The sequence below is a fragment of the Corynebacterium spheniscorum genome (genome assembly GCF_900113445.1).
Taxonomy (GTDB): domain Bacteria; phylum Actinomycetota; class Actinomycetes; order Mycobacteriales; family Mycobacteriaceae; genus Corynebacterium; species Corynebacterium spheniscorum.
On the sequence record NZ_FOPJ01000001.1, the window covers coordinates 173205 to 188780 of the forward strand.

The window sequence follows — 15576 nt, forward strand, 5'->3', positions numbered from 1 at the left end:
TTAGCGCTTAGGCGCTTGGCGCGCGGGCGCCTTATTTGAGGCGTCAAAAGGTCGTAGGTTGCAGTTATTCGGCAGGAAAGCCGAGAGCAAATTGTGATCTACGACCTTGAGTTTTTTGCCCGAATGTGTCTGATAAATCACGCTTTTTGCTCAAGGCTCGCAAAAATTGTGGTTTCGAGCGTAATTTTACGCGCGTGAATAGGGCTCTTCAGTCCGCGCAGGCTCTGACTCCCGCGCAGGAACACACACCCAAACATCCGACCACTACTCAAAACACAGCACTAAACTGCGAAGCCCCCGACACCGCGAAGGCGGCAGAACCGGTTGAGCCCAAAGCTGGGTCCGAGCCTAAGGCTGGCGCTGAGCCGAAAGCTGGGCCGAAGTCCGCGGAGAAACGCGAAAAGAAACACCCCTGGTGGCAAGTGATGTGCCTATCCGGCGTGGATTATTTCTCCACGTTGGGGTACCAGCCTGGCATCGCCGTGATTGCCGCCGGGGTGCTCGCCCCCATCGCCACCATCATCTTGGTGGCAGTGACCCTGCTTGGTGCGGTTCCGGTGTATCGCCGCGTAGCGGCACTATCCCCCAATGGTTTTGGTTCCATCGCCTTGGCAGAAAAACTCACCAGCGGCTGGACCGGAAAACTCATGATCTTGGTGTTGCTGGGGTTTGCCGCCACGGACTTCCTCATCACCATCACGCTATCTTCAGCGGACGCAGCAGCGCACGTGTTGCGCACAGATGAATCGCCTTGGCAGATCAGCGTTACTCTCGCCATGATCCTGGCGCTTACCGCCGTATTCTTCCGCGGATTCCGCGAAGCCGTATCAGTAGCGATGGTGCTTGTCGGGGTCTTTTTGACGCTGACCAGCGTGGTGGTTGTAGAAGGCCTCTACCGGCTTGCCACGGAACCAGGACACTTCGAAGCGTGGACAACTCGGCTGGGGCAAGAACACGCCTCACCCATGATGATGCTAGCGCTGGCGATCATTGTGTTCCCCAAACTGGCACTGGGGCTTTCGGGTTTTGAAACCGGTGTGAGCGTGATGCCCTTGATCCGCGGAGATGCGGTGAAAAATGGACGGCGATTGATCATTACCTCGGCAAGCATCATGTCGCTGTTTTTGATCATTTCCTCGGTGGTGGTGACGATGCTCATTCCCGCTGCTGAATTTGGCCCCGGTGGTACCGCTAGCGGCCGAGCACTTGCCTGGTTGGCACACCACGACCTAGGGCCTATCTTTGGTGCCGCCTATGACCTGGTTACCATCGGCATCCTCTGGTTCGCTGGTGCCTCAGCTATGGCCGGTATTTTGGCGCTGATCCCGCGTTATCTTCCGCGTTTCGGCATGGCACCAGAATGGGCGAGCAAATACCGCCCGATGGTGGCGGTGCTCTCGCTTATCGCCATTGTGGTGACCCTGGTGTTCCATGCCGATGTAGAACGCCAATCAGGGGCCTATGCCACTGGTGTGTTGGTGGTGCTGGCCTCCGGAGCCATCTCTGTGACACTCATGTCGCAACACTTTGCACGCTGGGCTTATGGGCTGACTGCTTTGATCCTGAGCCTGACGCTTTTCGCGAATATCATTGAACGCCCCGATGGCCTGAAGGTTGCCTCCTTCTTCATCCTCGCCATCATTGCGCTCTCCTTCGCCTCTCGAACCTGGCGATCCTTTGAGATGCGCAAAAATCCGGTGACCTTCGATTCCCGCGCCGAACACATCATCCGCACTAATGCCACCGGCAGTCGCTTCATCATTGTTCCCACGGCCCCGGGGCGCGACCTGGAAGCAAAGGAAAGGCGCATCCGCCAATCTCACCGGCTCAGCGCAGACTCCTTTGTATTCTTGGAGATCTCCTTACGAGACCCGAGCATGTTCCGGGTTCCCCTACACGTCAAGGGTGCTGCCAGCGGCCCCGATGGTGGCTCCATCTTGCGGGTGACTGCAGCGAGTATTCCTAATGCAGTGGCGGTAATTTCCTTGGAGATCCAAAAGCTCACCTGCATTACCCCCGATATCTATTTCGAGTGGGCACCGGGCAGTCCGCTACGCGATATGGTGCGCTTTATTTTCACTGGTCGTGGGCAAAATGCCACGGTAACTAGAGAGATGTTGCGCCGCGGAGTTAAGGATGAGCGCCGACGCCCGACGATCTACGTGAGCTAGCTGAGCCATCGGGTAAAGTGCTGCGTGTGACCAACAAGGACAGCGCAGCGAACCAAAACACCACCACCAGCACCCCGCGCCCGGTAATCGTCATCGACTTCGGCGCCCAATACGCCCAGTTGATTGCCCGCCGGGTACGCGAGGCCCGCATTTATTCCGAAGTAATGCCGCACACCGCCAGCGCGGAGGACATCAAGGCCAAGAACCCGGCCGCCTTGATCCTCTCCGGTGGCCCGGCTTCCGTCTATGCCGAAGGTGCTCCGAACCTCGACCCCGCAGTTCTCGAACTCGGGGTCCCGGTCTTCGGCATTTGCTATGGCTTCCAAGCCATGACCCATGCCCTCGGCGGCACCGTCGCTAATACCGGCAAACGCGAATACGGTCGCACGGACATGGAAATTTGCGGTGGGGTACTCCACAAAGACCTCGAAAGCATCCACAAGGTTTGGATGAGCCACGGCGATGCAGTCTCCGAAGCCCCCGCCGGTTTCGAAGTCACTGCTCGTTCCGCTGGCGCACCGGTCGCAGCTTTCGAAAATGTGGATAAGCGCATGGCCGGCGTGCAATACCACCCTGAGGTTTTGCACTCCCCGCACGGCCAGCTAGTTCTCGAACGCTTCCTAACTGAGGTTGCCGGCCTGGAACAAAGCTGGACCCCAGCCAATATCGCAGAACAACTGATTGATGCGGTACGCCAACAAATCGGCGACTCTGGGCATGCCATCTGTGGGCTTTCCGGTGGCGTGGACTCCGCCGTGGCCGCAGCACTGGTGCAGCGCGCCATCGGTGATCGCCTGACCTGTGTCTTCGTTGACCATGGTCTGCTGCGCGCCGGGGAACGTGAACAAGTTCAAAAGGACTTCGTTGCTGCAACTGGCGCAAAACTCGTCACCGTTGATGAACGCGAAGCCTTCCTCAACAAGTTGGCGGGAATCTCTGAGCCGGAAGCTAAGCGCAAAGCTATTGGCGCGGAGTTCATCCGTTCCTTTGAGCGTGCTGTCGCCAGCGTATTAGAAGGCGAGCAGGTCGACTTCCTGGTGCAAGGCACCTTGTACCCGGACGTAGTGGAATCCGGTGGCGGCGCTGGCACCGCAAACATTAAGAGCCACCATAATGTTGGTGGCCTGCCTGACGATGTTGAATTCGAGCTCGTCGAACCGCTCCGCCTTCTATTCAAGGATGAAGTCCGTGCCGTTGGCCGGGAATTGGGCTTGCCGGAAGAAATCGTTAACCGCCAACCCTTCCCGGGCCCTGGCTTGGGCATTCGCATCATCGGCGAAGTCACCCAGGAGCGTCTCGATACCCTGCGTGCTGCAGATCTGATTGCTCGAACTGAGCTGACCGCAGCTGGACTTGATGAACAGATCTGGCAGTGCCCGGTGGTGCTCCTAGCTGATGTTCGTTCAGTGGGCGTTCAAGGCGATGTCCGCACCTATGGACACCCCATCGTCCTGCGCCCGGTAGCCTCTGAAGATGCCATGACTGCGGACTGGGTACGCATTCCTTATGAGGTTTTGGAGAAGATCTCCACCCGGATCACCAATGAGGTGCCGCATATTAACCGCGTGGTGCTGGATGTAACCAGCAAGCCACCGGCAACCATCGAATGGGAATAGAGATATAGAAAAATCCCCGAGACCTCCATGAGGTTCTCGGGGATTTGCTATGAGCTACCCAAAGTTGTGGCGAAGTGGTGCCGCGGACTAGCCGACCTTGTGGTCTAGCCGACCTTGTGGTCTAGCCGACGTGCACCGGCTCATCCTCCTGTACATCCTCTAGAGCATTAGCGGGATCTTCGGCAGGATCTCCGGCGGGAGCATGCTCGGGTGCATCGGCCGGATAGCTCTGAGGGGACTGCTGCATCAATAGCTCTGCCTTCTCAGCGCTGATGACATCGTAGACGCCGTAGTCGGCCGCTGCCTCAATATGGATCCTCGGGCCCTGACCATGAGCTGGGAGATTGAAGTCCCCATCCTCACAGCGATGTGCGTAGCTTGGGTAATTCATATTTAGACAGCTGACCGAGACCGGTGCGCTCTTAGGAAGAATCACACGAGTGGGCCCCGTCCCACCTTTGACCTGTACATACTGGTCTTCTTTAGGCATGTCGAGCTGGGAAAGATCCAAAACTAAACCGCGAGAACCAGTGACATATTCGCCGCCAAGATTTACGCTTTCATTCACCTTAATTTTGGTGGCGCTGCTGAAATCCTCATTGTCGAGTACGACATCACTGCCATCGCCCTCTGGCTCATTCTCTGAACTGTACTCAGCCTCGTAGCTACTTTGATCTTCATCGCCCTGAGCAAAGGTCCAGTACGTTGGCCAGCTCGCAGCTGCTGCAACTGTCAGAACGGTGCCAGTGAAGAGAGCGCCACCTACCACCCAAGGCCAGATCTTGCTTTTTTCTTTAGCGGTGGATTGCGAAGGTGCAGGGCCTGGTTCCGGTAGATCCCAGGCGAAAGGTGCGGCCCCGAGTGGATCCCAAGCCGGGGGAGTGCGAGGATCACGCGGAGCCCCAGTGGACATAATCGGCTGCTCGGAAAAGTCAGCGAAATTACTAGGCTGATAGACATCATGCTTGGGGCCATAGCTTTGGTTCACGCGCGGATCGAAAACCCCATAGGCGCTTAAATCAACTGGCTCGCCAGTAATAAAAGCGGCATTGTCTTTAGTAGGAACCAACAAATTCATTGGAGCCACGGGGCGTGCCGCATGCAATAACCACCAACCGCCCAACAAGAAGATAAGGCCGATCCAGGTCAGTCCGGTACCAAGCGAACCACTACCGCTGGTGAAGAAAATGAGGAATATCAACAATACTGCAGAGAAACGCTCATCTTTCTCAGCGATGGGAGACCACGTGGTCTTCGCATTCATGTTGAATAGCTGCTCAAAGGGGCTGCGGGCTGAACCATAGCGCGGCATACAAGCCCAAGCTAAGAGATAAGCGGGGAGGCCTGCGCCAGCAAAAATCGTGGCGGCGATGAAAACAACCCGCACTATGGTGGGATCAACCTGATAGCGAACACCGATGCCTTCGCATACGCCAGCTAATTTGGCGCGATGTCCCATTTCACGGGGAATGCGGACCGGTCGGGTCGCCCACATGGATTTAAAATCCGGGGACTTAGGATTCGGGGGAGAAGGTGGCAGGTAACTCATGGTTTCCAGCATGATCCACCAGCGTCACAATAACCATAGGGAATCACCCTGATTTTTAGTTTCAGGGTGAACCCCGATGTGCCTTGAACTGCACTTATGTCACTATAGGGACTATGAGTGCCCTCCAGCCCTATGCTCTTCAACGCGTGGAACCATATCCACGTCTATACCGCTCCCGCTCGAATAAAGTTCTAGCGGGAGTAGCTGGTGGATTAGCTGATCATTTCCACTTAGGCACCCGTGTAGTGCGCATGGGTATTGTGCTCTCGGTACTCCTTGGCGGTATTGGTCTCCCGCTCTACGCATTGCTGTGGATGATGACTCCGCCGAAGCCCTTCAACTACGAGCACGAAAACACCAGGAAATCCCTAATCCAGGCACCAGCGCAAGCTCAGCTCCCAGGACGCCCGGATGTTGCTGAACCCACCGGCCTGGGCCAAGAAGTTCAGCCGCTAGAGCCTGCCGTTCTGGTACCAGAAAGGAACCACCTCAGTTACGGAAAGCGCTTGGCATGGCTGGCGCTAGGTGTAGGTGCACTAGGAGTCGGAAACTTATTCATCGGTGCGACTCAGGGGTTGACCCGCTTTGGGATTACACCACTGGTGCTCTTAGCAGCAGGCGCGTGGGCGGCATGGTCGGCTTATGACATGCATGGCACTCGTGACAAGCTCACCAAGAATGCTCTGCTATTCGGTGGCCTCAGCGCCATTATGGGTAGTGTCGTTCTATTCTCGGCGCCTTGGTATGGGCCTGGGGTTCACGGCGTCCTGGTGTCGTTGAGCGTAGTTTTGCTCTCTGTCGTGGGCGTTGCTTTGGTTGCGATTCCCCCGGCACTACGTATGCGAGATTCTTTCGCCGAAGAACAGGCAGCTAAAGCGGCAGCAGATGAACGGGCAGAAATCGCATCACATCTGCATGATTCAGTGCTCCAAACCCTCACGCTCATCCAAAAACGCTCCGAAGATCAACGCGAAGTTGTGCGCTTGGCCCGCAGCCAAGAACGCGAATTAAGACAATGGCTCTTCGAACCTGAAGAAAAACACCGCAACACTATCTTTGGCACCGTGGAACAAGCCTGTGCTGAGGTAGAAGAACTCACTGGCTTAGGGCTCACCCCGGTCACTGTTGGCACGGATACGTTAATTACCGAAAATACGCAGGCAGCAATCTTGGCTGCCCGGGAAGCAATGATGAATGTTGCCAAACATGCCGGGGTGGATAGTGCAGATGTTTATGCCGAAATCCTGGCCGGGGAATTCGGCATTTATGTGCGCGATCGTGGCTGCGGTTTTGATCCGGAGGATATTCCGGATGATCGGCATGGTCTGCGTGATTCCGTGTACGAACGAGTCGAGAAAGTCGGCGGGACGGTAGAAATTCATTCTGCTCCGGGCGAGGGGAGCGAAGTGGAAATCCGAGTACCGGTATCCTGATGAATATGGTGAAAGTATTCCTCGTCGATGATCACTCCGTATTCCGATCCGGAGTCCGCGCAGAATTAAGTAGTGCAGTAGATATCGTCGGCGACGCTGGTAGCGTTGCGCAGGCAATTTCCGGCATTAACCGCACCGAGCCTGATGTTGTTCTCCTAGACGTTCACATGCCAGATGGCGGGGGAGTTGCGGTTATTGAAGGCGTCACCGTAGAAACCACTTTCCTCGCTTTAAGTGTTTCTGACGCAGCTGAGGATGTTATCTCCGTTATTCGCGCCGGGGCCCGAGGATATGTCACCAAATCCATTTCCGGGCCAGAACTTATCGAAGCCGTCAAGCGTGTGAACTCCGGCGACGCCTACTTCTCACCTCGACTAGCGGGCTTCGTCTTAGATGCTTTCGCTGGTGCTGAACCGGCAGCTGAAGAAGATCCGGTGGTCGATAGTCTCACCCGTCGTGAACTAGAGGTGCTGCGTCTTCTAGCCCGTGGCTACACCTACCGTGAGATCGGTAAAAAGCTTTTCATCTCCATCAAGACCGTTGAAACTCACGCCTCAAATATTCTGCGTAAAACCCAGCAATCCAACCGCCATGCATTAACCCGCTGGGCCCAATCCCGCGACCTTGATTAAGCCCTAACCCTCGCAGGAACCTTTAGCGCCGCACTAGCCGCAGTAAGCACCACCGCTCGTCCAGGCTTTCGCACCCCTAGGCAGCACAGTGCTGGTGAAGCAGCGATCCAGGAAGGGTGCTTTCTGGATCTCCACTACAATGAAGTTCATTATTTGAAAATAGGTGAGGCAGGGACCCCTTCGGGTCCTTAACTTATTTTCTTGCCCCCCGATAGCCTGGTGGCTCATAGTTTGCTCAGCGGCTAGGAACCAGCAGCCTGAAAGGAAGCCCACCGCACCGTGAAACGCTTCGAGTTCCAACCACTCCGCGTTATTCTTTTCTCCTTGCTCTTCACCTTCTTGGTGTGCTGGCAAGCGAATCTCGAATCGATCTGGTGGGTGCCAGTATTCCTCGGGGTGTTCGGCCTCTTCTTCCTGGGTCACCAGATCTATATCTATCTCAATAACCTGATTGCCGAGCATGGGCAGAAGCAAAAAGAAATATTGGCTGAAGAAGCTCGCGCAAAGGAAGCCAATAAGATGCGTGGACCACGAACCGTGCCGCGCAAGAAGCCGCGCCGATAATTAGCTCATTAGATAAACGCGAGAGCCCGGCTGCCATCGAAATGTGGGAAAATCCAGAACATATAGGCAGCTGATAGCACCCAAATCACCACACTCACGACAACCGGTACGGGTGCAAATACTGGCACCGTCATAAGTGCTAACCACGCGGGGAATAAGGTCAGTAGTTGCTGGGAACGCAGCTTCGGGGGATCCGCTTTTTTGCGTTGGGTATACGCCAGCATCTCCTTGCGATAGGGGTGCGAGAAGGTCAATAAAAAGGCTGCCCCGATGGCAATGATCATGACCGCCATTCGCACACCAACATTAAGGTCCGTGGAGACCACCGCAATGGCCGCGCCAACCAAAATCGAGGCCACGCTACGCACCACCACAGGTGTGGGAATAGGGGTGCGGTGGGAACGAAGATTGGCGTAGGCGTTCATCATGCTTGCCCAGATTACCAGGCAGCTTGACGTAGAACATCTGAGCGATCCATAATTTTCCACATGGTGCAAACTCATGTTCTAAGAAGTGTGGAGGTCGCAGGCCTGAGCCGGGCTGAGCGTATCGCTGCGCTCAAAGAACATATGGTCACCATAGACCCCCGCGCGGGGACAGCGTCGGGCCTAAAACAGGCGGACTATAGCGACCCAAGCCTTAGCCCAATCGCTACGCATCCTGGTCTTGCGCAGGCATTACGTGGCGGTGGGCTGCCACGTCGTGCAGTGGTGAATATATCCACCTCCTCACTGTTGGCAAGCGTGCTCATCGAGCATGCCACCCAAGCCGGTTCCTTAGTGGCAGTGGTGGGTTGGCCAGAATTATCCTTCGCCGATATTGAACATTTAGAACGTATTGTGGCTATCCCGGACCCCGGCCAAGACCCTTGGCAGATTGCTGCCCTATTGTGCGAAGGGATTGATCTGGTCATTGTCAACACCCCAATCCAGATGAATCTTGGCAGTTCACGGGCATTTATGGCGAAAGTCCGCAAAGGTAAAGCAGGGGTGCTTAACGCCAGCTCACACCAGATCCCAGCAACCCTAGCCCTTCAACCGAAGATCAATGCTTTTTATGGGATCGGCCCCGGCGTAGGTCGCATTCGCGGTATCGACCTTGCAGTGCAAGTGAACTACGGCAATGCTCAAGAGCGTCGAACAACCGTAGCTATAGGGGACACTGCCGGACCTCAACTTCGCGTGGTTTAATATGCGGACGCTCGCATTATGGTTCCCAGATTGGCCAATCCAGGTAGCACGGCATAGCAATCGCGCCTTGGCGTTGGTATCAGTTCCCGGTGGCGATACGGTCGATGAGAAAAAAGATCGCGGCGCGCTCTTAGCGGGGAAAATTATGCTTGCGGATGCCCAATGTCGAGCAGTAGGAATACGTCGCGGAATGCCCGTTCGGCACGCAGTATCGCTTCTACCTCAGATCGAACTGATGGTCTACTCTCCGGCGCGGGACGCGCAGGTATTTGAGCACGTGCTCCACGCCCTGGCAGATAACGCTATCGGCATTGAGATCATGCGACCAGGGTTAGTAGTTATCCAAGCAGATGCCGCCACCCGCTACTACGGCAGCGAAGAAAAAGCCGTCCAATTGCTCATCGACGCCGCGACCTCCGCACTAGATTTCAGCGTGGATGTCAACGTCGGAATAGCCGATGAGCTAGTCACCGCAGTGCTGGCCGCGCGAGTTCCCTTCGTTGTACCACCCGGAAAGTCACAAGACTTTTTAAAGACACTGCCACTATCAGCTTTGAAAGTGGAACCCTGCCTAGATATCGATGCCGAGGTAGTCGACACCCTCATGGATATCGGGGTCCGCACCTTCGCCGACCTCCTTAAGCTGCCAGCCCCAGACATCATGGCCCGCTTCGGGGCAGCAGGAATGCACTGCTGGGAGATCGCCGCTGGGAAAGAACAAGCACATGGCAGCGGCAGCGTGCCCACAGAAGACCTGAGCATTTCTTTTGTTGCCGAACCACCCATTGATCGAGTGGATCGAGCAGCGTTCATAGCCCGGCAACTTGCCGCGCAATTGCACGAAACCTTAAAAGCGGCCGGCAAAGTGTGCTTGCGCTTAAGGATTAGCGCTGAGGACTCCCACGGGCGGGTAATGCAAAGAATATGGCGGACCCGTGAGCCGTTGAGTGAAGACGCCACCATGGATCGTGTTCGCTGGCAGCTCGATAGCTGGGTACGACTTAATGCGGAAGAACATGAACGTGAAACCGCAGACGAAGCCCCAGCGGGCATTGAGCTCATCATTATTGAGCCGATAGAAGTAGCCATCCCAGATTCCCGTTCCTTATGGGGCGAAGAGGAAGACGCACAAGCCCGGCGCGCGATCGCACGAGTGCAATCCACCTTGGGGATAGATGCAGTGGTGCAACCTCAACTTCAAGCTGGCCGTGGGGTAGCGGAAAGAGTTGGCTTCGTGTCCTACGGTGAAGACCGTAAAGATGATCAGGGCTTATGGCCTGGCCGGATTCCCGGTCCCTTGCCCACCAGGATTGTGCACCCCGCCAGTCGCGTGAGCTTGGTGGATCAACACGGACAAGCCATCAGGATTAATGAACAAGCCTTGCTCAGCGGGGTTCCACATGAACTTATTCGCGCCAATAAGCGTTATCAGTTAGCTGGGTGGGCTGGGCCATGGCCAGTCGAAGGCATTGCTTCCGGGCTGACCCGCGGCGGGGTGTATTTAGCGCGCTTGCAGTGCATTAGTACGGATAACCACGGTTGGCTTTTGGTATGGGTAAAAAATAGTTGGCGCGTGGAAGCGGATTATTCCTAGCTCTCACGCGCCAACTCCCCGAGGCGCCCCTACCTGGGGCGCCATCGCTAACTCACCATACTCACAGTCTGGGAAGGATCTTTGGAGAAGAACTTCGGGGAAGATCTCTGGGGCAAGATTAATGCCCTTGGGATTGAAGAATATCAATCACCAATCGCTTTGGGTTTTCCAGGGTCTGTACGGAATAAGGTGTACGACCAGCCTTCAACCCAATAATGTACTGGGTTCGACCTTCAAATAAACCGACCCCAATGACCTCAGTAACATTACCGGTGCCGGGGTAGGTCTTGGTAACTGGATCATCGCCTACAAAAGTGGTGCCATCAATATTGACATTCAAGGCCATCGATCCGTGATAGTTAATGGCCTTGCCAGAAGCCTGATGGGTAGGAGTTTCGGCGTAGTCGATCCACCAGCCCGGCTCACCTTCTCCTTCAAGGTCAAAGACCACCCGGTCAAAACCATTGTGGCTGCCTAAACGAACATTCTTCACCACCAAAGAGGTAGCAGGTTCCGGATGCTGGGTCTTCATCGCCGGATCAGCGGTACCCAGGGGAGAGATCCCAGCATTCGTCGGAGTCGGGGGAGCGCTCACAGGGCTGGTATCGGTGCTGCCGTTGTTTTCAGCATCATTCACAGTGCTGGCAGCAGCACCACCTTCAGATCCGGGGGCTTGCGTCACTGTCTGAGTCGTCGTCACCGTGGCGGTGCCGGAAGCACCCGCAGCTTGGGAATCGGAGTCAGTGGAGCAGGCAGTCAGCGCACCCATGCTCAGGAGCGCGACTGCCAACCAGGAGGCCCGAAGTTTTTGTTTCATAACTACCACCGTAAACGGATTGGGCAGCGATCTCACCATAGAATTCCGCTTTCGGGGCAGATTGTTGGCAGATCGTTACCCCCACAAGAGTTCCTCAGCCGCACCAGCCTGTTCACCCCCAACTCGACCCGCGCCATACATCCAGCACTATCTGTTGAGCTTGCAGCCGCAGCACCCTAACCGCACCACCCCTATCGGTCTCAAGTGTGAGGAGTCTATCCTTAGAGGCATGACTGACTCCCCACGTTGCTCCGATATCCAGCATGAACCCATGCCCGGAACTGGGCAAAAGAAAAAGGTTTATGTGGCCTTCGAATGGCCCGGCGGGTGGAGTCACGATGTCCTAGATGGGGGTACCTTCGACCCCGAGCTCAGCAAGACTTTAAAGAAATTCATGGCCGATAATTCCGCGGGCTTGCAATTAATGCGCCGCCCCGGCCGCGCCGGCCATAAAGCTCATGGCAGCTACAAAGTATTTCTCGCCTTCACCGAAGAAGGCATTATGGAAACTCTCGAGCTCAATGCTCCCGAAGATATCCTCACATTAGATCTCAGCGGCCCCTGGAAGAACCCCGGTGCGCGCCGGGTCGCACACCCGGTGCTTTTGGTGTGCACTCACGGCAAACGCGATGTTTGTTGCTCCATTAAGGGCCGCCCCATGGCCGGGGAATTATCCAAACGCTATCCCGGCGATGAGGTGTGGGAATCTTCGCATACTAAAGGCCACCGCTTCGCGCCTTCGATCATTCTCTTGCCCTGGGGCTATAGCTTCGGTCGCTTAGGTATCGAGGCGGGCGATGGCCTCATGTGCGCTGCCCGACGTGGTGAATATTTTGCCCCTGGCAATCGCGGTCGTGGCCTCTGGTCGCCCCAAGGCCAGGTAGCGGAAGTAGCGGTTGCCGAACGTCTCCAACGTGAGGGTGCTTATCTCCGCTTTAGTGAGCTCATGCCAGAAGAAACGGACCACCCCACGGTATGGAAGGTCCATTATCCGAGGGCGGCCCGTAGTTTCACTGTGTCCATGGAGCAGCGTGAAGTGGATGGGATCCTATCTTCCTGTGGTGACGACCCCAAGACATCCAAGGTCTGGGTCGCCACCGAGGTGCACGAGAACTAGCCCCGCACCACAACTAACGCCGCATAATCTTCTTCGACAACCAGTTGCCGAAGAGCTGCGCGCACTGCACGATCACAATGATGGTCAAGGTGGCCACATAGGTGACCTCCCAGTCATAGGCGCGATAACCATAGACGATGGCAAAGTCACCCAAACCGCCGCCACCGATATAACCAGCCATCGCGGACATATCCACCACCGCAATGAAGATGAAGGTATAGCCCAACACCAGCGGACCCAGTGCTTCCGGAATGATCACCGTGGTGATGATCTTCCAGGGCGTGGCACCCATCGCGCGGGCAGCTTCAATCACACCGGGGTCAATACTGACCAGGTTTTGTTCCACAATGCGCGCCACCGCGAAGGTCGCCGCAATACTCATAATGAACATTGCCGCTTGGCGGCCAATGGTTGTCCCCACCACCATCAAGGTCAGCGGGCCGAAGGCCGTAATCATGATCAGGAAGGGGATCGGGCGAATAAAGTTCACCAGCACGTTGAGCACGGAGTACACCCCGCGGCTCTTCAAGATCCCGCCCTGGCGGGTGGTGTACAGCAAAATGCCCAGCACCAGGCCCAGGAAACCACCGATCAGCATGGTCACGGAAACCATGATGAGGGTGTCCCAGATGGCCTTGGTGAAGGTTGGCCCTAAGCGCTCCCAATCAGAAGCCAGTACCCAATCGGAGGCCAATAACAAAGTCGAAGCAGTGGTTGTCATCGGGTGATCTCCTGAATATCGGTGGTGTTATCCAAGCGATCATAAAAAGCTTGGATCGCCTCATCCGGGCCGGTGAGACGCACGGTGATCTTGCCGAAGGAACGTCGCTGCAAAGTCGTCACACCACCATGCACGATGGCAATGGACACCCCAGCCTCGCGGGCAGCGGCAGCGGCAGCAAAGAACCCAGATTCTTCGGTCAGGTCAATGGTGAATAGCCGTCCTTCGTGGGCAAGCAGATCATCGGCTTCCACCAAGTCCGGGGTATTGCGCAAACTGGTGGCCACAAAGCGTTGCGCCACGGGGGTCTTCGGGTCCGAGAACACCTCATAAACGCTGCCATATTCCACCACCTTGCCGGCCTCCATCACGGCGACCTTATCGGCGATGGAACGCACCACATCCATTTCGTGCGTAATCACCACAATGGTGATGCCAAACTCGCGATTGACTTCCCGCAAAAGATGCAGCACCTCATGGGTGGTTTCGGGGTCCAGCGCCGAGGTCGCCTCATCCGCCAGTAGTAGCGAAGGGTTCGTCGCCAAGGCGCGGGCAATACCCACACGCTGTTTTTGACCACCCGATAGCTGCTCCGGGTAGTGATCCCCGCGGTCGGCTAAACCAACGAACTCGAGGAGTTCCTTCACCCGCTTAGCGCGCTGCTCTTTAGGCAGACCCGCCAGCTTTAAGGGGTATTCAATATTCCCCGCCGCCGTGCGCGAGCGGAAGAGGTTGAATTGTTGGAAGATCATGCCGATTTTGCGGCGCAATTGCCGCAGCTTTGCTTCCGACATGCCCACAATATTCGTGCCGTCCAGCAATAATTCCCCGGAGCTAATGGTATCTAGCCCATTGATCAGTCGAACGAGGGTGGATTTGCCGGCGCCAGAGTAACCAATAACGCCAAGGATCTCGCCGGGTTCGACGGTCAAGCTGACGTGGTCAACGGCGGTCGTCGGCCCGAAGGACTTCGTCACCTCGCGGAACTCCACCCGCGTACCAGTACCAGCCGCCGACCTAGCAATGCCAGAGGCATCCACGCCAGAGGCATCCACGCCAGAGGCATCCACGCCAGCCGAGTTTTCCGGTGTGCTCACAGTAATAGCTTCGCTTCCTGTGTTGGGACATTAATTAAGTAGAAAAAGCGCGGGAAGCATCGCCTGATCCCCGCGCCTTCTTCGGTGCTGCTACTTCTTCAGATCCGCTTCCAAGCGATCCAGGATCTTCTGCAGATCCTCCGCTGGACGATCCACCGGCACGGAGGTGCCGCGAGAATCCTCGGCGACCGCATCCTGCACCGCCTGGTCGTGCCAGATCTCAACGAGCTTCTTATAGCGCTCGTTGTCCTTATCTTCGGCGCGGGTCACAAAGACGTTGATATAGGGCTCAGCTTCCGTGGAGCTCGGGTCATCAGCAAAGACCGCGGACTTCGGATCAATCTGCGCGCGATCCAAGAAGGAGTTATTGATGATCGCCGGCTTGCCCTCGCCATAGGCGGCAGTGGTCTGAGCGGCATCCACCGGGGTGATCTTCACCTTGGACTTATCGGTATCCACATCCGCCGGGGTGGGGGTCACCAGGCCGGGGGTGCGCAGCTCCAGCAGCTTGGCCTGCACCAGCACATTGATGGCACGCCCCTGGTTGGTGGGATCATTCGGGATCACCACTTCTTGGCCCTCAATGCCATCCAGGGAGTCATGATCCTTCCAGAAGAGCGCCAGCGGCACGATCTCGGTGGAGCCGATCGGGGTCAAGGTGGCATTCGCGCTGGAGTTATAGGAGGCCAGGAACTTCAGGTGCTGGAATTGGTTCACATCCAGCTGGCCCTGATCCAGCGCCTGGTTCGGGGTGGAGTAGTCCGAGAAATCCACAACCTCCAGCGGCAGGCCAGCTTCTTTGGCCTTATCTTGGAATACCTGCCAGGCCTTCTTGGAGCTATCGGTGCTGCCGATGCGGATCTTTTCGCCTTCCGCGTCCTTGCTATCGCTACCCGAGCAGGCGCTCAGCCCACCCAGCAGGGCGGTGGATAGCAGTGCCGCGATGATCTTCTTGGTGCTCATAACTTCCGTCTCTTCCTTCTGTTGCCTCACAGACAGTGAACCGCACGGTCTGTTTCGGTTTATCGATTATTTCCGCAGGTATTCACGCCTTAACTAAGGCGCTATCGCTGCG

General features: G+C 56.3%; 14 protein-coding genes. 8 read left to right on the top strand and 6 right to left on the bottom strand.

Annotated elements, in window-relative coordinates; all coding sequences use genetic code 11:
- Positions 1-194: 194 nt before the first annotated feature.
- Together BMZ01_RS00800 and guaA are read left to right on the top strand one after the other, a co-directional pair.
- Positions 195-2171: an APC family permease gene (locus BMZ01_RS00800; protein WP_425304770.1), complete on the top strand. Its 1977-nt coding sequence runs from the start codon at positions 195-197 to the stop codon at positions 2169-2171.
- A 26-nt stretch (positions 2172-2197) separates the two neighbouring features.
- On the top strand, positions 2198-3787 hold the full coding sequence (gene guaA, locus BMZ01_RS00805) for a glutamine-hydrolyzing GMP synthase (protein WP_092283428.1): 1590 nt from the start codon (positions 2198-2200) through the stop codon (positions 3785-3787).
- A gap of 121 nt (positions 3788-3908) precedes the next feature.
- Here the strand turns inward: guaA and BMZ01_RS00810 are convergent, their stop codons facing one another.
- A complete protein-coding gene (locus BMZ01_RS00810; protein WP_177180002.1) occupies positions 3909-5336 on the bottom strand; it encodes a PspC domain-containing protein in 1428 nt (475 codons plus the stop codon).
- Between the two features lie 113 nt (positions 5337-5449).
- Between BMZ01_RS00810 and BMZ01_RS00815 the strand changes: the two genes are divergently transcribed.
- From BMZ01_RS00815 to BMZ01_RS00830, 3 genes are all read left to right on the top strand, one after another.
- Positions 5450-6769 (top strand): ATP-binding protein, encoded by a 1320-nt coding sequence (locus tag BMZ01_RS00815; RefSeq protein WP_092283432.1) that lies wholly within the window; start codon positions 5450-5452, stop codon positions 6767-6769.
- Positions 6770-6774: 5 nt separating this feature from the next.
- Positions 6775-7401: a response regulator gene (locus tag BMZ01_RS00820; protein WP_092283748.1), complete on the top strand. Its 627-nt coding sequence runs from the start codon at positions 6775-6777 to the stop codon at positions 7399-7401.
- A 279-nt stretch (positions 7402-7680) separates the two neighbouring features.
- Entirely contained in the window at positions 7681-7965 is a 285-nt protein-coding gene (locus tag BMZ01_RS00830) for a hypothetical protein (RefSeq protein WP_092283436.1), read from the top strand.
- 8 nt (positions 7966-7973) lie between these two features.
- On the opposite strand, the gene BMZ01_RS00835 is transcribed toward BMZ01_RS00830, so the two are convergent.
- Positions 7974-8393: a hypothetical protein gene (locus tag BMZ01_RS00835; RefSeq protein WP_223845840.1), complete on the bottom strand. Its 420-nt coding sequence runs from the start codon at positions 8391-8393 to the stop codon at positions 7974-7976.
- A 60-nt stretch (positions 8394-8453) separates the two neighbouring features.
- Here BMZ01_RS00835 and BMZ01_RS00840 point away from each other — a divergent pair, with 60 nt between their 5' ends.
- Complete coding sequence (locus tag BMZ01_RS00840) at positions 8454-9155, top strand: hypothetical protein (RefSeq protein WP_143067416.1); 702 nt, start codon at positions 8454-8456, stop codon at positions 9153-9155.
- A 1-nt stretch (position 9156) separates the two neighbouring features.
- The gene (locus BMZ01_RS00845) at positions 9157-10749 is read left to right on the top strand and encodes a Y-family DNA polymerase (protein ID WP_092283442.1); all 1593 of its coding nucleotides are present in this window, start codon (positions 9157-9159) and stop codon (positions 10747-10749) included.
- 118 nt (positions 10750-10867) lie between these two features.
- Here BMZ01_RS00845 and BMZ01_RS00850 read toward each other — a convergent pair whose 3' ends face one another.
- Positions 10868-11566: an AMIN-like domain-containing (lipo)protein gene (locus tag BMZ01_RS00850; protein WP_223845841.1), complete on the bottom strand. Its 699-nt coding sequence runs from the start codon at positions 11564-11566 to the stop codon at positions 10868-10870.
- Positions 11567-11795: 229 nt separating this feature from the next.
- Here BMZ01_RS00850 and BMZ01_RS00855 point away from each other — a divergent pair, with 229 nt between their 5' ends.
- Entirely contained in the window at positions 11796-12683 is an 888-nt protein-coding gene (locus BMZ01_RS00855) for a ferredoxin family protein (RefSeq protein WP_092283444.1), read from the top strand.
- A gap of 13 nt (positions 12684-12696) precedes the next feature.
- Here BMZ01_RS00855 and BMZ01_RS00860 read toward each other — a convergent pair whose 3' ends face one another.
- The 3 genes from BMZ01_RS00860 to BMZ01_RS00870 form a co-directional block, all read right to left on the bottom strand.
- Positions 12697-13404, bottom strand: a complete 708-nt coding sequence (locus BMZ01_RS00860; protein WP_092283446.1) for a methionine ABC transporter permease — start codon at positions 13402-13404, stop codon at positions 12697-12699.
- Positions 13401-14429 carry a methionine ABC transporter ATP-binding protein gene (locus BMZ01_RS00865; protein ID WP_092283752.1) on the bottom strand — a complete coding sequence of 343 codons (1029 nt, stop codon included), beginning with the start codon at positions 14427-14429 and terminating at the stop codon, positions 13401-13403. The genes BMZ01_RS00860 and BMZ01_RS00865 overlap by 4 nt, the downstream gene beginning before the upstream one ends.
- 162 nt (positions 14430-14591) lie before the next feature.
- Positions 14592-15464, bottom strand: coding sequence for a MetQ/NlpA family ABC transporter substrate-binding protein (locus tag BMZ01_RS00870; protein ID WP_092283448.1), 873 nt, complete (start codon positions 15462-15464; stop codon positions 14592-14594).
- Between the last annotated feature and the right edge of the window lie 112 nt (positions 15465-15576).